This window comes from Salinimicrobium terrae DSM 17865, assembly GCF_000424665.1.
Lineage (GTDB): Bacteria > Bacteroidota > Bacteroidia > Flavobacteriales > Flavobacteriaceae > Salinimicrobium > Salinimicrobium terrae.
Window position 1 is genome coordinate 172,139 of record NZ_AUKI01000011.1, and the last position, 20,797, is coordinate 192,935.

Below are 20,797 nucleotides of genomic sequence, written 5' to 3' on the forward strand. Positions count from 1 at the left end.
CTTTAAAATACCCTTAATTCTTCTGTGAAATAGATTTATCCTTTTCTTTATATTAGCTTGCACTAATTTGTATTTTTGCCCCCAAACCTTCAGTTCTGTCATGGCTAAAAGAAAAGCTGTCAAAAAATCTTCTTCAAAATCCACATTTTCGAAGTCCTCGTTTAAACTTTCTCCCAGGGGAAAGGTGATCCTGGGAAGTTTTTTGATCTTCTTTGGTCTTGCCCTTTTGATCGCTTTCACCTCTTTTCTTTTCAATTGGCAGGCAGATCAAAGTACGCTAACGCAACTTGAAAATCGCCAGGTAGAAACTAAAAATCTACTCAGCAAATTTGGAGCAGCTATAAGTAATTTCTTTATCTACGAAGGTTTTGGGGTTGCAGCCTTTGCCTTTGCCTTTTTAATAATTACCACCGGGATTTACTATTTTATGAGCTTAAATAAGAAACCATTGTTCCGGTTTTGGTTCTGGGGTATGATGGTGATGATATGGCTATCGATCTTCCTTGGATTTTTTGCTGCTTCCAATGCACTTCTGGGTGGTACCGTGGGTTACGAAATGAATGATTACCTGCAGGATTATCTTGGGTTTACAGGTACGGTACTTTTATTGACTTTTTTCTTAATAGTTTACATTGTAATAAGGCTAAAACTCACTCCGGAGAAATTAATTTCAGTCTTTAAAAGAACCAAAAAAGATATTTCTGAAGATTTCAAAACTTCTTCTGTTGCTGAAGATATTAAAGTGCAAAAACCTTCGGAAGAAACCCAGTCTGTTTCACACCCACAGCCGGTAACACTGGAGACTGAAAAACCCAAGGTTTCTCAACCTGCACCCGAAAAGGTAGTCATACGTTCAGAAGAAAATCCCAATGATGTTGCCATGGAAGTGGAAACCGCTGCCGAGGAAGAAGAGGTGGATGATAGCCGAAGTCGAAAAGCTGTTGAAGATTACGGGGAATTTGATCCTACGCTTGAATTAAAAAATTATCAATTCCCGACTATTGAACTCTTGAAGGACCACAATGCCAACGGCGGGGGAATTACAATAGATCAGGAAGAACTTGAGGAGAATAAGAATAAAATTGTTGATACCCTTAAAAACTATAAAATTGACATCGCTCAGATTAAGGCAACCGTTGGTCCCACTGTAACACTTTACGAAATCATTCCCGAAGCAGGAATACGGATTTCAAAAATCAAGAGCCTTGAAGATGATATTGCTCTTTCGCTCTCGGCTCTGGGAATAAGAATTATTGCCCCCATTCCGGGTAAAGGAACTATCGGGATCGAAGTTCCTAACAAAAATGCCACTATGGTTTCTATGAGAAGCGTAATCGCCTCTCCCCGTTTTCAAAATGCCGAAATGGAATTACCCATGGCCCTGGGAAAAACTATCTCTAATGAAACCTTTGTAGTTGACCTCGCAAAAATGCCTCACCTGCTCATGGCAGGAGCTACAGGACAAGGGAAATCTGTTGGACTTAATGCTATTCTTACTTCCCTGCTTTACAGTAAACATCCCGCCGAAGTTAAATTTATTCTGGTAGATCCAAAAAAGGTGGAATTGACGCTCTTTAATAAAATCGAAAGACACTACCTGGCCAAACTACCGGACACCGAAGAGGCTATTATTACCGATAACACCAAAGTAATCAATACTCTTAATTCCCTCTGTATCGAAATGGACAACCGGTACGAGTTGCTTAAGGATGCAATGGTGAGAAATATTAAGGAATATAACACGAAATTTAAAGCACGGAAATTAAATCCTGAAAATGGTCACAAGTTCCTGCCATACATTGTTCTGGTGGTAGACGAGTTTGCCGATCTCATCATGACGGCAGGGAAAGAAGTTGAAGCACCCATTGCAAGGCTGGCTCAGCTCGCAAGAGCTATTGGTATCCATTTAATTATTGCTACTCAAAGGCCGTCGGTTAATGTTATTACGGGTATAATAAAAGCAAATTTCCCGGCGAGGATTGCCTTCAGAGTTACCTCAAAGATTGACTCGCGCACCATTTTAGACAGTCAGGGTGCCGATCAATTGATAGGAAAGGGAGATATGCTTTTCACCCAGGGAAATACTCTTCTAAGGCTTCAATGTGCTTTTGTAGACACTCCTGAGGTGGACAAGATCACCGAATATATTGGTTCACAAAAAGCTTATGCCGATGCTTATCATTTGCCGGAGTATAGTGGAGAGGAAAGTGGCACATCTCTTGATATTGATGTAAGCGATCGGGACAAACTCTTTCGCGAAGCCGCCGAAGTCATTGTTATTGCACAACAGGGTTCGGCTTCCTTGCTTCAGAGAAAATTGAAATTAGGATATAACCGGGCAGGAAGGATCATCGATCAATTGGAGGCCGCCGGCGTAGTTGGACCTTTTGAAGGCAGTAAAGCACGACAGGTATTGGTACAGGATATTGAAAGTCTTAACCAGCTGTTGAATGATGAATAGAACAATTATTAAAAAGATGAAAAAATTAGTTTTAGTAGCAGTAGCATTTATGACTCTTATGGGAGTAAATGCCCAGTCTTTAAAGGAGGCGAAACAGTTACTCGACGAAGTATCTTCCAAGGTGGAGTCTTACGACAACATTATTATTGAATTTAAATATGCCTTAGAAAATACTGCAGATAATGTAAAACATGAAACCCGGGGAGATGTAAGTCTGGAAGGAGAAAAATATCTTCTTAACATCATGGGAACTACCCGTCTCTTTGATGGAGAGAAATTGTATACTATTATTCCTGAAGATGAAGAGATCAATATCTCATCCTATAACCCCCAGGTAGACCAGGATATTAGTCCATCAAAAATGTTGACATTTTACAATAATGGATATAAATCTGAACTAGGTCCTGTCAAGGATTTTAAAGGACGTAAAATTCAATATGTTAGGCTTACGCCTATTAATTCTAATGCCGAGATTAAAGAGATTCTCCTTGGAATTGATAAGCAAACAAAGCACATTTACAACCTTATTCAAACTCAGGAGAATGGTACCAAGGTCACAATTACTGTGAACAGCTTCAAAACCAATCAACCCCTGCCACAAACCTTGTTCAATTTTAAAGAAGACAGGTACAAAGACTACTACATTAACAGGTTAGATTAAGAATAATTGAAAATATTAGACCGGTACATACTTACCAGTTACCTAAAAACTTTTTTTTCGGTTTTTGTAATACTTATGTTCATATTCGTGTTGCAAACCATCTGGTTGTACATTGGGGAACTGGCAGGTAAGGATCTCGATCTCGAGATCATTTTTAAATTTCTGCTCTATTTTAGTCCCAAGCTGGTACCACTGGTCTTACCATTAAGTATTCTGCTAACTTCCATAATGACTTTCGGTAGTTTTGCAGAAAATTATGAATTTGCCGCGATGAAATCCGCAGGAATTTCTTTACAGCGAGCAATGCGTTCCTTAACTGTGTTCATCTTGCTGGTGAGCGTTACTGCATTTCTGTTTGCAAACAACGTAATTCCTGCTGCCGAATATAAATCCATAAACCTTAGAAAAAATATAGCCCAGTTAAAACCTGCCATGGTTATTTCTGAAGGCGTATTTAATGACCTGGGGCAGATTAATATTAAAGTAGATAAAAAGTCGGGAGAAAAAGATCAATATCTTCACGACGTAATAATTCATAAGAAGAATGAGCGCCGGCAGGGAAATTTCACGGTAATAAAAGCTACTGAAGGTGAGTTGGTAGGAAGTACAGGATCCAATATTCTGAGTTTGGTGCTCAAAGATGGTAATTACTACGATGAAATCATGTCCACATCCCCTCGGGACCGAATGAAAAAGCCCTTTGCAAAAAGCTATTTTGAAGAGTATGTGATCAATATGGACCTGTCAGGATTTAATGATGTGGATCTTGATGAGGAAAGGTACAGCAACTCTCATAACATGTTAAAGGTCTCTGAGCTTAACCGAACCATAGATTCTTTTTCAACTTCTTATAATCGGGAGCTTGAAATTTTTTCCCGAAACATGTATCATCGTACAGGTATTGAGAACCTTAAGAACGAAGGTGATCCCGTTGAAGATACAATTGTACACCCGGAAAATGGCATTTTACCTTTATACGAGACACACGAGGCATCTCAAATTGTCAATCTGGCTCTCGGCAATGTGAACGGAGCATTGGTAACTGTCAATAATAAACAGACAGAACTGGTAATCGCATCCAAAAGGTTAAATAAATTTGAAATTGCCCTACATGAAAAGTATGTTTTTGCTGTAGCCTGTATTGTTCTGTTTTTTGTAGGAGCTCCCCTGGGGGCCATCATTAGAAAAGGAGGAATGGGACTGCCTATGGTGATAGCAGTTCTTCTTTTTCTTACTTATCACTTTATTGGGATCTTTGCCAAGAACAGCGCCGAGGAGGGTAAAATAAGTCCATTTCTTGGTACCTGGCTTTCTACTCTCATTATGCTTCCGCTTGGTATTTTCCTAACCTATAGAGCAACTACAGATCAAGGTTTATTTAGCTTTAGCATTCTCTTTGAGCCAATTAAGAGGCTTCTGAAAAGAACACAGATTATGGGCCGTTCCGAAAAGGATTAATATCTTTGCCGGCAATAAGCAAATGCAAGCCATGAGTAAGGAAAAATCCTTCCGTTTACATACTATAAAAGAAGCTATTGATGACATTAGGGCCGGAAAGGTAATTATTGTTGTTGATGATGAGGATCGCGAAAATGAAGGAGATTTTTTGGCTGCAGCCTCTAAGGTGACACCACAAATGATAAATTTTATGGCGACGCACGGTCGCGGACTTATTTGTGCTCCCCTTACCGAAAAACGATGTAAAGAGCTACAACTGGAAATGATGGTGGGCAACAGTACAGATCCCATGGAGACTGCCTTCACCATCTCTGTAGATTTCAAAGGGAATGGAGTCACCACAGGAATATCGGCATCAGACAGGGCCGAGACCATAAAAGCTTTAATAGATTCGGAGACAAGACCATTCGATCTAAGCAGGCCGGGGCACATTTTTCCGCTTAAAGCCAAAGAAGGTGGCGTTTTAAGACGAACGGGACATACCGAAGCAGCTATAGATTTCGCCAGGTTAGCAGGTTTTCCTCCTGCCGGGGTAATTGTGGAGATCATGAACGAAGACGGGACCATGGCACGGCTCCCTCAACTTCTCCAGGTAGCAGAAAAATTTGATCTTAAAATCGTCTCTATAGAAGACCTGGTGGCTTACAGGATGCAGCACGATTCCCTCATAATAAAAAAAGAAGATTTCGATATCACTACCCGCTTTGGAAGTTTTAGATTAAGAGCATATGAACAAACTACGAATAAGCAAGTGCACATTGCTCTTACAAAAGGCGCCTGGAAATCTTCAGATCCTGTCCTGGTAAGAATGAATTCAACCCTTGTTAATAATGACATTTTAGGCACCTTAACTAATGATGCCGATAAAAAGCTTGATTATATGTTCAAAGCCATTAATGAGGAAGGAAAAGGGGCTATAGTTTTTATTAATCAGGAAAGCCAGTCTCTTAATCTGCTCAAGAGGCTGGGAGAACTAAAAGACCGCCAAAAAAAGGGGGAATTGAAAGCTCCGCCATTGGTTATGGATTCAAAAGATTTTGGAATTGGAGCTCAAATATTACATGATCTTGAGATTCATAAACTTCGTCTCCTGTCCAACAGCAAACAGACCAAGCGGGTTGGAATGATTGGATACGGTCTCGAAATTATCGAGTATGTGAATTACTAGATCTCGATCACTGTTTCCTGAAGTGGTCTTCTTACCTTTTTTAAGGAGGCAAAAAAATCATCATCTGAACGATATCCTACCGGTAAGGCAAGGACGGCCTCCAGTTTGTGCTTTTCCAGCTCCAAGATCGTGTTATATTTTTTTGGTTCAAAACCTTCCATAGGACATGAATCAATTTCTTCTACTGCACAAACAGTAAGTAAAGTACCCAATACCAGATATGCCTGATGGGTAGCCCATATCTTTACCTCATCAACCGGCTTTTGTTCAAAGTCTCCTATTAACGATTCTCTAAAAGAATGCAGGATTTCATCGGGTGTTTTCCGTATATCCTGAACCATTCTAAAATGGTTTTCAATAAAATCCTTGTCTACAGTATTCTCTATACAAATAACCAGTACATGAGAGGCTGTGCCAATTTGCTTCTGGTTAAAGGAGGCTTTCATTAGTTTTTCCTGAATCCTTTTATCCTGGACCAGGACCAATCTAAGAGGCTGCAGGCCATACGAGGTAGCAGTAAGATTAAATGCTTTTTTCAGCACATTAATCTTCTCTACTGCAAGTATTTTATCGGGATCAAACTGTTTTACCGCATAGCGCCACTGTAAAGCGGTTATACTATTCATTGCTTAAAATTTTCACAAAGATACGCCACACAAAGAGAGGCTGCAAATAACTGAAAAAGCTGAAGAAACTAATTTAAGCGTTGCGCTTACGCTCTCTTCGATCCCGATAAAGATCATAGACCTTTCGGATCAAAAATCCACTAACGATCAAGACCACCAGAATTTCAAGACCCAACATCAAATAGAATATTAGCATATTAGAAGGTTAGAGACCCAATGGTCCCAATCGTCAAAACTACCTTAAAAGGCTGTTAAAGATTACCGTTATTGACACAACTTATACAATCTATAACACAACTTTAATTAAAGTATCTTCAAAAAAAATATAAGTTTGACCTATAAGATTTTAGATTTGTCAAACATCTTAATAAAAAAACCTGATTTTTAAGATAAAAAATTTAAAAATCAATAGATTAAATCTCGTACAATGGAAATTTTCGTAAAAACTCTTCCGGTTGAAGAGATCATTGAAAGTTTATCAAAGCAATTTAAGTCACCAATTCAAAGAGATGGCGGAGAATTAACACTGGAGCTGCCCGAAAATTTAGGAAAGGGCTTTATAAGAGGAACAAGCTTTACCTGGGGAGTCGGGGTTATAGAATATAATGTCACCTTCTTCAAGGATCTGTCCATACATTTCACCATTAACAAAACCCATCCATTAAAATTCATCTTTTGTTCGCAAGGCAGAGTTAGACATGCTTTCGAAGAAGATATGAAAATTCACAACATAGATACTTACCAGAATATAATAGTTTCGAGCAGTGGACATAATGGGCATGTGCTGTTATTTAAGGCGAATGAGACCTGCCACGTATTTAGTCTGGAGATCATAAGAGCGGAATTCAACAAAAGGAAAAATTCAGATTATAAGGATCTTGACCCCAGGTTACAGCAATTATTCCAGGATGACGTGGCCGAGGAATTATTTTTTTATCAGGGAAACTACAGTATCCAGTCAGCCGATACTGTTGAAACCATAGCTAATAAAGAAAACTCCGGTTTTTTACGCTCTATTTTTCTGGAGAGTAAAGCCTACGAAATGCTGGCTAAACAAATTAGCCAGTTCAATGATGATCAGGAGAACGGAAATAAAGCTGTCTTGCTTAGAAGAAGTGATGTTGAAAAAGTAAAAAGAGCGGTTGAAATAATCAATCAGGATCTTAACCAGAATTATTCTGTAGACCATCTGGCAAAGGAGGTAGGTACAAACGTGAATAAATTACAGGAAGGATTTAAATATTTGTTCGATTTAACTGTCAACAAATATATCCAACAGGTAAAACTGGAAGCCGCAAAGGAGATGTTGAGCGGGACAGACCATAATATTTCTCAGATTGTAGGGCAAATTGGCCTCAACAATCGAAGTTATTTTTCCAAGATCTTTAAGGAAAAATACGGGGTGAGTCCAAAATATTTTCTTAACCAGAAGTTCCCTGAAAGTGAAGGGGATGACAAAAATGAGGAAGACTAAATTTTAACCGGACAAAGTTTCAAGGGCTTTTTCAATATCAATGCCCTTTCCCAGTACCGGTTTAAAAAGGTGAGGTTTCTTTTCAATTCTTGACGGCATTGTCTTAATTGTAAAATCTTTCATATTTAATCCTTTTTTTACCTCCTTCCATTCCAGGGGTGCCGAAACTGTTGCACCGGGCTTAGGTCTGGCGCAGTAGGGTGCTGCCAGGGTTTGTCCTTTGCGGTTCTGCAAAAAGTCCAGGTAGATCTTTCCTTTTCTTTTTTTCACATTCCGCTCCATTGAAGTCAGTGCCGGAAGATGCTCCTGTATAAAATAGCAAAGGATTTTAGTGAAGTCACGAGCTTCATCATAGGTGTATTTTGCACCCAGAGGTATGTAAACATGGATTCCGCTGGAGCCGGAAGTTTTGGGATATCCTTCAATCCCGGCCTTATCCAGAATTTCTTTAGCCACCTGCGCTACTTCAATTACCTGCTCAAAAGTGGTTTTTTCTGAAGGGTCTATGTCTATAACAGTAAAGTCTGGTTGAAGAAGATTCTGGACCCTGGAATTCCACGGATTTATTTCAATACAACCAAGGTTGGCCATGTAAATTAAGCTGGCCTCGTTCTGGCACATTATGTACTCGATTTCCCTATTGTTATGTTTTGAAAATACCTTAGTAGAATCCAGCCAGTGCGGAAAGATTCCTGCCGTGTCCTTTTGATAGAATCCTTCTTCGAGAATTCCATTGGGATGACGGTGTAAATTTTGAGGTCGGTCCTTCAGAAACGGCAAAATACTGTCTGCTACCTGCAAATAGTATTCTATGAGATCATATTTCCGAAGCCCCGATTCGGGCCAGTACAGCTTATCGAGGTTGCTAATAGGGACAGAAATTCCTCCAATTTCAAGCGAATCACCTTCCTTTTTTTTTGAAGGCTTTTGTTTAGGTACTTTTACTGTTTTCTCCTTAGTCACTTCCCGTGGGATCTTGTCCATCCGCAACCCTTTAAAAGAAGGATGTCTCATATGACCACTATTTGTCCATTCAGAAAATTGAACCTCACAAATAAGTTCCGGGTCGAGCCAGGTGGGCACTCTCCCTTTTAAATTGACCTTCTTCTTAAATAATCGTTCTTCTGTTATTAAAGGTTTGAATTTTTCAAAAAGATCCTTTTTGTCCTGGTCGCTGAATCCTGTTCCGCAGTTCCCAATATAGACCAGCTCCTCATTTCTGTGCATCCCCAAAATGAGAGATCCAAAAGCTCCACCGGTGTCCGAGTCCGTGTAACCGCAAATAAGTGCCTCCTGGCTCTCAAAGGCTTTTATTTTGAGCCATTTGTCGCTTCGGGTGCCGGGAGAATATTTAGAATCTGCTTTTTTGGCAATTACACCCTCCATTCCCATTTCCACTGCCTGTTCGAAAAAGGCCTTTCCCATGCTCTCCACATGATCACAGTAAAATACCTGCGGAACATTTTCAATAATCTCCGGAAGCAGACTTTTTCGCTCCGTGAGCGGAAGGTCCATTGTATTGTGGCCATTTAGATACAGGAGGTCGAAAACATAAAAACGCAATTCTCCTGAAGGTTCATTCTGGTAATTCTGAAGTTTTTGAAAAACGGGCATTCCTGCTTCATTCAAGGCCACTATTTCCCCATCTAGTATAACATCATGAGGTATATTTTTTAACTGCTCATGAATTTCCTTAAATTTTGTTTTAAAAGAGATCCCGTTCCGGGAATAAAGATCGACTTTACCCTTTTGAATATTGGCAACGGCACGATAACCATCCCATTTGAGTTCATAAATCCAGTTTGCTTTGTTAAAGATCTCCGGAGCTTTGGTGGCCAGCATGGGTTTAATAAGTTCTGTTACCTCCAGCTTCTTCACCTTTTCTGAAGCAGCATGTTCACTCAGGTTTTCGGCATCGTAGGAAAGATCTGTAGAGAAGTCATCGCTCTTTTTAATCAACAGCCATTGGTTATCTTTTTCCCCTTCTCTTCGGGTGTGGACTAGAGCAAAAGTTCCTTTGATCTTGGTTCCCGAAAATGTGATTTTCAGGTCTCCTTTTTTTAGCATTTTTAGAAGATCTTTTTCGTCACCACCTCCCGCAGGTTCGTAGGTTCCTTCATCCCAAATGCTCATCTCCCCTGCCCCATAATTTCCTTTTGGGATCGTACCGTGAAAGCTGAGGTATTTAATAGGATGATCTTCGGTCTTAATGGCCAGCCGCTTATCTCCGGGATTCATGGAAGGACCTTTTGGTACAGCCCAGCTCTTTAAAACCCCTTCCATTTCAAGTCGCAAATCATAGTGCAGGCGCGTCGCCCGGTGCCTCTGAATTACAAATCGCAGCCGACCTCTATTCTTTTCAAATTTAGCATCGGGTTCGGGAGTTTCAGAGAAATTCCGTTTTTTGATATATTCATCCAGTGCCATCTAGGATGCTTTACTTTTTTTCTTCTTTTTATCAAGACTTGCTTTTAATTGAGCCATAAGATCTGTAGCAGGAGTGGCCTTAGACTCAAATTTTTCAGCTTTTGACTTTTTGCCTCCGGCCTTGGCCTTAATTATTTTCAGCAGTTGATCGTTGTATACGTCTTTATATTTTTCAAAATCAAATTCATCGGTATATTGTTCGATAAGGGACTTTGCCATATCGATCTCCTTTTTAGAAACTTTGGTATCGGGAAGTTTTAATTCTGAAGGATCACGAATTTCATCGGAAAATCTAATCACATGCAGTACCAGGGCTTCTTTATATACTCCTACAAGACTGAGGTTCTCTTTAGCACGCATCACAAAGGTAGCAACTCCCAGTTTCCCGGTATCCTTTAATGCCGCCTTAAGCAGGTTATAGGACTTTTCCCCATCCTTTTGTGGCTCCAGGAAATAGGGCTTTTTAAAAAGAACATCTGCCACATCTTTCTCTTCAATGAATTCTTCAATATCAATAGTGCGGGATTTTTTCATGTTGGCCTTATCAAAGTCTTCCTTTTCCAGAATGGTATAAGAATCATCCTGTTTGTAACCTTTAACAATGTCTTTCCACTCCACTTCCTCCCCGGTTGCCTCATTCACTCTTTTATATCTAATTCGGGCATGGTCGTTTTTGTCGAGCATGTCAAGATCGAGTTTCCTTTCCTCACTGCCCGAGTACATTTTTATAGGGATAGTCACCAGACCGAAGCTTATCGAGCCGTTCCAAATTGACCTCATGATTTGCTGTTTTTAATTGTTTACCTACAAGATACCTGAAATTTTAACTTTAGTCATAAGGATTAGCATTGTGTTAACGGTAGCCGCTGTCGTCTCAATTTTCCGTTAAGAATTGAGAAAAAAATCTCTAAAGCTTTCTTAATCCTTTTGCTATAGCTCTAAAAGGAATTAAATTAGAAAATGGAGATACCACATTATGGTAACCAAATGCTGTAAAACTGAAAAAGACATTCCTTAATATATTAAAATCCGGGCATCAAATACTGGTGCTGCAAAAAATACGATCATATTATGGCTTTAAAAGCACTATTTCTCAACTGTACACTTAAAAAATCCCCTGAAACCTCGAACACGGCTGCCTTTATCACACAGGCAGAAAAGATCTTTGCAGAACTTGATGTGCAAACAGAGACAGTTAGAGTCGTAGATCACGATGTGAAATTCGGTAACTCATCAGACGAAGGGGAAGGTGACCAATGGCCGGCAATTCTTCAGAAAGTAAAAGATAGTGATATCATGATTATCGCCACTCCAATTTGGAGAGGAGACAGAAGTGCTGTTGCTAAATTGGTGGCCGAAAGGTTCGACGGGATCTGGGACGAAGCCGATGAAGAAACAGGCCGGTATCCAACCTTCAATAAAGTTGGAGGGGTGATGGTAGATGGAAATGAAGATGGTGCCAAAAAAGCCATTTCCAGCATTTGCTTTGATCTTTCAGAACATGGTTTTACCGTACCTGTTAATGCTTTTAGCTACTATGTTGGTAAAGCAGGACCGGGCCCCGCCTATATTGAAGCAAAAGGTGACCGGCATTATTTTACTAACCGTAACCTGTACAACATGGTTTACAACATGGCCCACCTTGCGAAGGTCTTAAAGGAAAATCCCTACCAGACCAATGTCAACGAATTAAATAAAAAAGCAAAAAAAATAAGCGATACCCAAGAATAATAATTAAAACCAACCATTATGCTTGACTGGCTAATACATGTCATTATTGATGCCGCTGTCCTTCTAATTGCAGCGAAAATGTTACCAAAAGTAGAACTTAAAGGCTGGAAAACAGCCATTGTTGTTGCGCTTCTAATCGGTGTTCTAAGCTTTTTCTTGAGTTGGATCCTCACCGTACTACTCAATGTAGCCACCCTTGGAATATTTTATTTCCTGGGTCTTGGTTTTATTACCCGGATCATTGCTTATGCGATCATTATCGAACTGGCAGATAAACTTAGTAGCGGTTTCAAAACTCACGGATTTATGCCTTCTCTATGGCTGGCAATAATAATTGCCATTGTAGGTTCGCTGGTAGACTGGATAATTCTATAAAAATTGAAATTTTAAAGAGTAGTCCCGCCGTAATCTCCGGCGGGACTATTTTTAATTCCGTGGTTTTGCTCTCAAATATTGATTGGGCCATTTAATATCGGCCTCCAGGGCAGCAGCCGCTTCGAGAGGGAAGTAGGGATTTCTCAATAATTCCCTGCCTAGCAGAATAAGATCTGCCTGCTCTTTTTCCAGCACTTCTTCAGCTTCCTGAGGGGTGGTAATGAGACCTACTGCGGCCGACAAAACCCCGGCTTCAGATTTAATTTTTTCGGAAAAAGGCACCTGGTATTTCTTTGTTACAGGAATGCTAACATTCGGCACAAGTCCCCCGGAAGAACAATCAATAAGATCAACTCCCTCCAGCTTTAGAAGCTTTGCAAGTTTTACGGATTCTTCTTCGTTCCAGCCTCCTGCAGCCCAATCTGTTGCTGAGATCCTCACGAACAATGGCAAATGATTTGGCCAGACCTCTTTTACTGCTCTTGTCACCTCCAGCAAAAGTCTGCTACGGTTTTCAAAAGATCCTCCGTAACTATCTTCTCTTTGGTTACTAAGTGGTGAAAGAAACTCATGCAATAAGTAGCCGTGGGCAGCGTGAATTTCCAAAACTTTAAAGCCTGTTAAAAATGCCCTTTTTGAAGCCTCTCTAAAATCTGATATCACCTTTTGAATTCCGGTCGAATCAAGTTCTAAAGGAGCAGGATTTTCTTCAAAAAATGGAATAGCCGAAGGAGCAACCGGTTCCCATCCTCCCTCCTCTTCAGTAAGATATTTTCCACCGGTCCAGGGATTGCTGGTTGAAGCTTTTCTACCTGCATGAGCCAGTTGAATTCCCGGCACACTCCCCTGATCTTCCAAAAATGCCGTTATTTCCTTCAGTTTTTCGATATGTTCATCTTTCCATATTCCAAGATCGTCGGGAGTTATGCGGGCTTCGGGTGAAACCGCGGTAGCTTCAGAAATTACTAATCCTGCACCTCCTGTAGCACGTGTTCCCAGGTGGACCAAATGCCAGTTATTGGCAAAACCGTCTTTACTGCTATACATACACATAGGTGAAACCCCTATGCGGTTCTTAAATTCAATAGATTTTATTTTAAGTGGCTCAAACAGCCGTGGGGAGGTTTTACTCATAATTCCCTTTTCAAATTTTTTCAAAAATAATGAAAACACTAAGGGAAGTCCGGCCGCTTTAATAAGAAAACAACATTTACAAATCAGCTAAATTAATTACGCTTTGGAAGAGGTTGTCCAAATGCCATTTTTGAACCAATTATTTTTCGGCATCGTATTTTACAATATCTTAGCTCGTAAGATCAAGCTATGTCAACTAAACAAATCTTTCCTCTATCCAAACTTACTCTGGCAATTGAAAATGTTATCAATACGCACTGTAGTAAGATGGTATGGGTAAAAGCTGAAATAGTTAAACTCAATCATTATCCTCATACTGGTCATTGTTACCCCGATCTTGTTGAAAAAAGTAATGGTAAGATTGTGGCGGAATTACGCGGCAATATCTGGAAATCGAACTTTGATAAAATCAATGAAAAGTTTAGGAGTGTTTTAAATGAAGATCTTCGCGATGATATGACTGTAGTTGTCCAGGCGACGGTGACTTTTCATTCGGTTTACGGTCTCGCTTTGAACATTTTGGACATAGATCCAGAATTTACTCTTGGGGAACTGGCTAAACAACGTGCCGAGGCTATAAAAAAACTGAATGACGAAGGCATTTTTGAAGCCAATAAAGATACGCTCCTCCCAAAGTTGCCAAAAACCCTTGCCATTATTTCTGTGGAGAGCAGCAAGGGATACCAGGATTTTTTGAATGTAATCGACAGTAATCCCTGGGGTTATCAATTCCACTACAAACTTTTCCCGGCTGTTCTGCAAGGGGAAAGAGCAGTTTCCACTATCAATGCCCAGCTCAAAAAGATCAAGAAGTATAAAAAGATCTTTGATGCAGTTGCTATAATTAGAGGCGGCGGCGGCGAGATAGGCTTGAGCTGTTATGACAATTATAACCTGGCGAAGGAAATTGCCATATTTCCGCTACCTGTCTTAACGGGAATTGGCCACTCCACTAACGAGACCGTTAGTGAGCTGGTTAGTTACAAAAGTTTTATAACGCCTACTAAAATTGCGGAGTTTCTACTTCAGGAATTTCATAATTTTTCACAACCTCTTGAAGAGAGTGCTCATAAAATAAAATCGGGCGCAATGCTGCTTTTTGAGAGACAGCATACGCAACTGTCACAGGCTTCGAGTTCCTTCGGATTTTTAGCCGGCAGAACACTTGACAGGGAAAAAAATATCCTTTCCTTCTATCAACAGATGCTCTTTTCAGCTAGTAAGGCTTTGCTGAAACAGGAAAGTTCAGAATTAAAAAATATAGCCATTTCAGTAGAACATTTATCCCCGGCCAATATTCTCAAAAGAGGTTTTAGTATCACCAGGAAAGAGGGAAAGGTTATCACCAATGCCAGCCTTTTAGCAGAGGGAGACCTTGTAGAAACCGAATTCCTCTCGGGCAAAGCTTCCGCGGAGATTAAAAATATCAACGACAAATAATGGGAACAAAAATTACATATACAGAGGCATTAACCGAATTGCAACAAATCGTTCTGGAAATGGAAATTGCCGAAATTGGCATAGATGAGTTGGATGCAAAAGTAAAACGGGCTTCTTTTCTTCTAAAAATGTGCAGGGAAAAGCTTTTTAAAACTGAACAAAACGTTCTTGAAACGCTAAAAACAATTGATAACAAATAGTCTAAAAACCATTTTTATTGATAGTAATCAAATAACATTAATAAAAGTCTAACACAAATAAATTAGAAGATAATGTTAAAAAAGTGTAAATTGCCAGTTGGTTTTTCACAAACTTAATTTCTTACTTTATCGAGACCATCATTAAAAAAGATTTTACTGGCGATGTAGTTGCCGTTAATCAAATCTCCATTATTCCCCAGTTGCTGGATGTAATTTGTCGTACCACAAATATGGGATTTGCGGCTATTGCTCGGGTGACCGATAATCGCTGGATCGCCTGCGCGGCAAAAGATCAAATTTCTTTTGGCCTAAAACCGGGAGATGAACTCAAAGTAGAAACTACGATTTGTCACGAAGTACAGAAACATAGGAAGGCGGTATATATTGATGATGTTTCAAAAGATCCGGCCTATTTCGATCATCATACGCCAAAGATCTACGACATTCAAAGCTACATTTCGGTTCCTCTTTACAGGAAAGATGGCGAGTTTTTTGGAACGCTCTGCGCCATAGACGCTAGTCCTCAAAAGATCAATACTCCGGAAGTTGCCGGAATGTTTCAGCTTTTTGCCGAACTTATTTCCTTTCATCTGGATGCCGTGGATAAGATAACCAGGGCCGAAGAAAAGCTAAAAGAGGAACAGGAAGTTGCTGAATTACGCGACCAGTTCATTGCAATCCTGGGACATGACCTAAAAAATCCAATTGCTACAGTGCGAATGAGTGCCGACATTCTTCTTAAGATGTCTAAAGAAGAACTAACGCAGAAGCAGGCAGCGATGATCAAATCTACATCTTTCAGGATGCAAACGCTTATTGACAATGTATTGGATTTTGCAAAAGGAAAGATGGGAGAAGGTATAGTCCTCAACAGGAAATCCCATAATGGAACCCTGGTCACCATGTTTGAAAAGGTGATCAATGAGATAAAAATCAATTCCGCCGAAAGAAAAATCATATTTAATATAGCGCTTGAAGAGGAAGTGTACTGTGATAAAGACCGGCTTGGACAACTTTTCGGCAATTTATTGAGTAATGCGGACCAACATGGCGATTTCAAGGCCCCGGTGGAAGTTACTGCAGTCACTTCCAAAAATCATTTTGTATTAAAGGTGACCAACAAAGGAGAGAAGATTCCCGAAGATTCTCTGGTTCATCTTTTTGAACCATTTTACAGAGACCCCAATGGAGAAAATAAAAAAGGTTTAGGTCTTGGTCTTTATATAGCCTCTGAAATTGCTAAAGCTCACAACGGAACCCTCCAGGTAAAATCAACAGAACAAGAAACTACATTTTCCTTACAAATTCCCCTGAAGAAGCAAAAGTCGTAATAAATTCAGGCTCAAAAATGTCATTTTTGAGCATCCCTTTTCTATGACCACTTTTGTTTTGCCTTGATGCAAGGTACATTCCGGTTTTGGTTCGATTGCAGGTATTTTTAGAATACTTCAAAAAAATTAAAATTGCTTCCTGCCATCTATATTTGACTCTACAAAAAATCAAAAATTATTAACCTGCGGAAGTTCATATATACCCTTTTTCACCAAAAAATTCTGAAACCTTAAACAACCTCTGTTAAGTGTTTACTAAGCCTTTTGGTATGCCTATCAACTCTTTATATCTTACATAGGTACCATTAAAAAGATATCATGAAAAAGGAAATACAAACAAGGATAATTTCATATGATTTGCCCAAATTTCATAACCTGGGAATCACAATTTTTATAATGCTGCTATTCAGCATTGCAGCGGTAGCTCAAAATATTAAGGGTACTGTAAAGACAGATGCCGGCGGTGTTAAAATTATAAAAGTAGCTGAAGGCCTGAATCACCCATGGGGAATGGCTTTTTTACCTGACGGAAGGCTAATATTCACCGAGCGTGCAGGAACTATTCGCATTTTGAAGAATTCTATTGTTTCAGAACCATTAGAAGGTGCCCCTGAAGTTTTCTCAGAAGGCCAGGGCGGAATGTTAGACATAGCGCTTCATCCTGATTTTGAGGAGAACCAGATGGTCTACGTTTCCTTTTCTGAACCCGGACCAAATGGAACGGCAACAACTGCCCTGGGAAGAGGTAAACTGCAGAATGACCGGCTGGAGGGATTTGAAACAATCTTTAAAATGGAACCGGCGGTTGAAGGTCCCAACCATTTTGGGGGACGCATAGTATTTACTCCCGAAAATGATATTTTTCTCACCCTTGCCGAAAGGTTTAAGTTTGAACCCGCACAAGATCTTTCCAGTCATCTGGGTACGGTAGTCCGCCTGAATGAAGATGGAACTGCTTCTGAAGCCAATCCAACATTTGATCATCCAAATGCCCTTGACGAGATTTGGTCTTACGGGCATAGAAATATAGAAAGTGCAGCTCTTCATCCAGAAACAGGGGAACTTTGGATAGCCGAATTTGGTCCCTTAGGTGGAGATGAACTACAGATAGCCGAAGCCGGAAACAATTATGGATGGCCCGTGGTGAGCTGGGGTGACAACTATGATGGCAGCAAAATTCCCGATCCCACTACCCGACCGGAGTTTGCTGATGCCGAAATCGTATGGACACCAACAATTTCTCCATCGGGAATGGCCTTTTACAATGGAGACAGCTTTCCGGAATGGAAAGGAAGCATGTTTATAGGCGGGCTTACATCTTCCGGTCTTGTTAGAGTACAGGTGAACAATGGACAGGCAGAAGAAGTGGAACGTATTCCGCTGAATGAAAGAATAAGGGATGTGGAAGAAGGACCCGACGGTAACCTGTGGGTACTTACAGATGAGGACAATGGTCTTATCCTTAAGCTTGAGCCCCTGCAGTGAAAATAGCCACTTACAATGTAAATGGTATAAATGCAAGGCTCCCCGTAGTGCTTAGGTGGCTGAAAGAATCTAGCCCAGATGTCGTTTGCCTTCAGGAATTAAAGTCACCGGATGAAAAAATTCCAAAGACGGAGATTGAAAAAACAGGGTATAAGGCAATCTGGCATGGACAAAAGCGCTGGAACGGAGTAGCTATACTGGCAAAAGAAAATCTCGAGATCCAGGAAATGAGCCGGGGCCTGGAAGGAGATCCTGAAGATATACAGAGCCGCTATTTGGAGGCAGTTATAAACGACGTTGTGATTGGCTGCCTTTATCTCCCAAATGGAAATCCTGCTCCAGGTCCAAAATTCGATTATAAATTAAGGTGGTTTGAACGCCTTTCAAAAAGAGCCAAAGAGCTACTGGAGCATGATGTTCCCGTTGTACTTACCGGAGATTACAACGTCATGCCTACAGAAAAGGATGTCTATAAACCTGAAAGATGGGTGAATGATGCCCTTTTTCGACCGGAAGTCCGGGAGGCTTTCCATAATCTCGTGGCACAAGGATGGACAGATGCTATTCGGAAAATTTATCCCGAGGAAACCATCTATACTTTTTTTGATTACTTTAGAAATGCTTACCAAAGAAATGCAGGATTGCGTATTGACCACTTTTTACTAAGTCCGGATCTTAATGACCGGTTAAAAGCTGCCGGAATTGACCATGATGTGAGAGGCTGGGAAAAAACAAGTGATCATGTGCCGGTCTGGATCGAACTTGCAGAATAGGTTCTCCCCTTTTGTTCGGGCCTCATTCGTCGGAAAAACATAAAACTGCAGATAACTGAAAGGACCAAAAATGTGGGTATTACAAATATCACCGGCACTACATTCACTCCCGTTATTGCCATCGCAATTATTTTAGCCACCAGAGCAGTCATCAGGAAACAAAGAAACACCAGGGTGACAGCAGACATTAAATAACCCCAATTCCTATCCTTAATAAGTAAAAATCCTCCAACAAATGCTATAGGTAAAAAGATGGAAAGGTCAAGTCCCTGCACGGTAAGGCTGGTATAATGTTCTACTGATGGAGGAATTATACTGCCATCGAGTATCGGAGTCACAATTATTTGCAACCAAAGCAGACCAATAGCCGAAGACACAAGAATTAGAAAACCACCAATAATTTTTCTATAATGCCCGGAATGAAACTTCCTTTTTATATTCTGGATATCCACATTTGTAAGGCTTAATGCAAGAGCAAAAAAAGAGGTTGAAGTGGCAAGTACATAAACAAGGAACATAGCATTGTACATTCCCATATTGATGTAGAAAAGATAGGTGAGAAAGAAAAATTTAAGAAGTCCCGCATGAAATAAAATACGCGCTAAATTTCCCTTTTTCAGAAGGTAAGTTGATATTAATAGAGCGGGAACTCCAAGGAACAGAATAACGTAATCATGAGCGATTCCCTGTACAGCAACCTCAGAAGACATGTGTTGGTAAAGTCCGCGGCCGTAGATCTCAATTTCCTGTCCCCTGATGGATTCGTAGAGATATGATTCTCCTCCGGAAGTATAAAAGATTCCGGTAGCAGCTGCAACCGCTCCAAAAATTGCGGTTAGTACAGATAAAACAGAAATTGTCCTGAAATTTCTCATTTTTGAGAGGTTTGAAAAACCATCTCAATTTCGCATTCTTTCCGGAAAAAAATATTGACAAAAATCATCTAATGAATGAGAGAAAAAATTTTCCACCTGTACCGGGAAAACAACTTCTTTTAAAGATTACACAACAAAAAAAGAGGTGTCAAAAATGTCATTTTTGGCGCCTCTTTTTGTCCTAAATTTTAATTTAAAAAATCTCTGAGGCAATTGCTTTAATATTAGAACTCTTTCCCATAGAATAATAATGCAGTACCGGAGTACCGGCTGCAACCAATTCTTTACTCTGTTTTATGCACCATTCAATTCCTACCTGGCGAACCTCGTTGTTGTCTTTACATTTTTCCACCTCCCGCGTAAGTTCATCTGGCAGGTCTATGTGGAACCTGTGTGGGATGAGGGAGAGCTGTTTTTTAGTGGCAATGGGTTTGAGTCCGGGGATAATTGGAACTTCTATTCCGCTTTCCCGGCAGCGCTTTTCAAAATTCAGAAATTTTTCGTTGTCGAAAAACATTTGGGTTACCACGTATTCGGCCCCTGCCTCAATTTTAGCTTTAAGCCGCTGAATATCTTTTTCAAGACTGGGCGCTTCCATGTGTTTTTCAGGATAACCTGCCACACCAACACAGAAGTCGGTATTATGGCTGTTTTCAAGAGCCTCATCCAGAAATTTCCCCCGATTCATGTCGGTTATTTGTTCAACTAATTCATTTGCGTAGTTGTGCCCCTGAGGATCGGGAGTAAAATAAATCTCACTTTTAACGGCATCTCCACGAAGTGCCATGACATTTTTTATTCCCAGGAAATCGAGATCAACAAGAAAATTTTCTGTGTCTTCTTTTGAAAATCCGCCGCATAAGATGTGTGGAACTGCGTCTACTTTATATTTACTCTGGATAGCTGCACATATTCCTACCGTTCCGGGACGTTTACGTACCACTCTTTTTTCAAGCAGACCCTTTGCCCGCTCTATATAAACATACTCCTCACGGTGATAGGTAACATCAATAAAGGGGGGATTAAATTCCATTAATGGATCAATTCCATTAAAAATTGACTGAATATTTTGACCTTTTAGAGGGGGTAGAATTTCAAAAGAGAAAACGGTTTTATTCTTTGAAGCAGCTAAATGTTCGGTTATTTTCATTTTATAAATTATTCTATCTTTCTGAAGA

19 protein-coding genes are annotated in these 20,797 nt (G+C 40.2%); 12 read left to right on the forward strand and 7 right to left on the reverse strand.

All coding sequences use genetic code 11. The features are described 5' to 3' along the window. The first annotated feature begins 100 nt into the window (after positions 1-100). Genes H148_RS0103330 through ribB form a run of 4 tightly spaced genes read left to right on the forward strand, consistent with a single transcriptional unit; the run spans position 101 to position 5,748 of the window. Positions 101-2,461 (forward strand): FtsK/SpoIIIE family DNA translocase, encoded by a 2,361-nt coding sequence (locus H148_RS0103330; RefSeq protein ID WP_029033528.1) that lies wholly within the window; start codon positions 101-103, stop codon positions 2,459-2,461. 16 nt (positions 2,462-2,477) lie between these two features. Beyond that, complete coding sequence (gene lolA1, locus H148_RS0103335; RefSeq protein ID WP_029033529.1) at positions 2,478-3,122, forward strand: outer membrane lipoprotein periplasmic chaperone LolA1; 645 nt, start codon at positions 2,478-2,480, stop codon at positions 3,120-3,122. Between the two features lie 6 nt (positions 3,123-3,128). Then, on the forward strand, positions 3,129-4,580 hold the full coding sequence (locus tag H148_RS0103340; protein WP_029033530.1) for an LptF/LptG family permease: 1,452 nt from the start codon (positions 3,129-3,131) through the stop codon (positions 4,578-4,580). Between the two features lie 31 nt (positions 4,581-4,611). Further along, entirely contained in the window at positions 4,612-5,748 is a 1,137-nt protein-coding gene (ribB, locus tag H148_RS0103345; RefSeq protein ID WP_425414059.1) for a 3,4-dihydroxy-2-butanone-4-phosphate synthase, read from the forward strand. Here the strand turns inward: ribB and H148_RS0103350 are convergent. Further along, positions 5,745-6,374 carry an NAD(P)H-dependent oxidoreductase gene (locus H148_RS0103350; protein WP_029033532.1) on the reverse strand — a complete coding sequence of 210 codons (630 nt, stop codon included), beginning with the start codon at positions 6,372-6,374 and terminating at the stop codon, positions 5,745-5,747. The two genes, ribB and H148_RS0103350, sit on opposite strands and share 4 nt — an antisense overlap. Positions 6,375-6,447: 73 nt before the next feature. Further along, on the reverse strand, positions 6,448-6,570 hold the full coding sequence (locus H148_RS18940; RefSeq protein WP_281169091.1) for a hypothetical protein: 123 nt from the start codon (positions 6,568-6,570) through the stop codon (positions 6,448-6,450). Between the two features lie 231 nt (positions 6,571-6,801). On the opposite strand from H148_RS18940, the gene H148_RS0103355 reads away from it, so the two are divergent. Then, positions 6,802-7,848 (forward strand): helix-turn-helix domain-containing protein, encoded by a 1,047-nt coding sequence (locus tag H148_RS0103355; protein ID WP_029033533.1) that lies wholly within the window; start codon positions 6,802-6,804, stop codon positions 7,846-7,848. Between the two features lie 3 nt (positions 7,849-7,851). Here the strand turns inward: H148_RS0103355 and ligD are convergent, their stop codons facing one another. Then, positions 7,852-10,275 (reverse strand): DNA ligase D, encoded by a 2,424-nt coding sequence (gene ligD / locus H148_RS0103360; RefSeq protein ID WP_029033534.1) that lies wholly within the window; start codon positions 10,273-10,275, stop codon positions 7,852-7,854. Then, positions 10,276-11,055 carry a non-homologous end joining protein Ku gene (gene ku / locus H148_RS0103365; RefSeq protein WP_029033535.1) on the reverse strand — a complete coding sequence of 260 codons (780 nt, stop codon included), beginning with the start codon at positions 11,053-11,055 and terminating at the stop codon, positions 10,276-10,278. 291 nt (positions 11,056-11,346) lie between these two features. Here ku and H148_RS0103370 point away from each other — a divergent pair, with 291 nt between their 5' ends. Then, positions 11,347-12,006 (forward strand): flavodoxin family protein, encoded by a 660-nt coding sequence (locus H148_RS0103370; protein WP_029033536.1) that lies wholly within the window; start codon positions 11,347-11,349, stop codon positions 12,004-12,006. Between the two features lie 18 nt (positions 12,007-12,024). Then, complete coding sequence (locus tag H148_RS0103375) at positions 12,025-12,381, forward strand: phage holin family protein (protein ID WP_029033537.1); 357 nt, start codon at positions 12,025-12,027, stop codon at positions 12,379-12,381. 51 nt (positions 12,382-12,432) lie between these two features. On the opposite strand, the gene H148_RS0103380 is transcribed toward H148_RS0103375, so the two are convergent. Further along, complete coding sequence (locus H148_RS0103380) at positions 12,433-13,515, reverse strand: NADH:flavin oxidoreductase/NADH oxidase (RefSeq protein ID WP_037324575.1); 1,083 nt, start codon at positions 13,513-13,515, stop codon at positions 12,433-12,435. A gap of 189 nt (positions 13,516-13,704) precedes the next feature. On the opposite strand from H148_RS0103380, the gene xseA reads away from it, so the two are divergent. From xseA to xth, 5 genes are all read left to right on the forward strand, one after another. Next, entirely contained in the window at positions 13,705-14,955 is a 1,251-nt protein-coding gene (gene xseA / locus H148_RS0103385; RefSeq protein ID WP_029033539.1) for an exodeoxyribonuclease VII large subunit, read from the forward strand. Further along, positions 14,955-15,155 carry an exodeoxyribonuclease VII small subunit gene (gene xseB / locus H148_RS0103390; protein ID WP_029033540.1) on the forward strand — a complete coding sequence of 67 codons (201 nt, stop codon included), beginning with the start codon at positions 14,955-14,957 and terminating at the stop codon, positions 15,153-15,155. Before xseA ends, xseB begins: the two co-directional genes overlap by 1 nt. A gap of 200 nt (positions 15,156-15,355) precedes the next feature. Beyond that, entirely contained in the window at positions 15,356-16,486 is a 1,131-nt protein-coding gene (locus tag H148_RS0103395) for a GAF domain-containing sensor histidine kinase (protein ID WP_211222969.1), read from the forward strand. Between the two features lie 318 nt (positions 16,487-16,804). Beyond that, positions 16,805-17,971 (forward strand): PQQ-dependent sugar dehydrogenase, encoded by a 1,167-nt coding sequence (locus H148_RS0103400; protein WP_211222970.1) that lies wholly within the window; start codon positions 16,805-16,807, stop codon positions 17,969-17,971. Beyond that, positions 17,968-18,744: an exodeoxyribonuclease III gene (xth, locus tag H148_RS0103405; protein WP_029033543.1), complete on the forward strand. Its 777-nt coding sequence runs from the start codon at positions 17,968-17,970 to the stop codon at positions 18,742-18,744. Before H148_RS0103400 ends, xth begins: the two co-directional genes overlap by 4 nt. Here the strand turns inward: xth and H148_RS17135 are convergent. Together H148_RS17135 and metF are read right to left on the reverse strand one after the other, a co-directional pair. Beyond that, on the reverse strand, positions 18,711-19,619 hold the full coding sequence (locus tag H148_RS17135) for a hypothetical protein (RefSeq protein ID WP_051286153.1): 909 nt from the start codon (positions 19,617-19,619) through the stop codon (positions 18,711-18,713). The two genes, xth and H148_RS17135, sit on opposite strands and share 34 nt — an antisense overlap. 193 nt (positions 19,620-19,812) lie before the next feature. Continuing rightward, positions 19,813-20,769 (reverse strand): methylenetetrahydrofolate reductase [NAD(P)H], encoded by a 957-nt coding sequence (gene metF, locus H148_RS0103415; RefSeq protein WP_029033544.1) that lies wholly within the window; start codon positions 20,767-20,769, stop codon positions 19,813-19,815. Between the last annotated feature and the right edge of the window lie 28 nt (positions 20,770-20,797).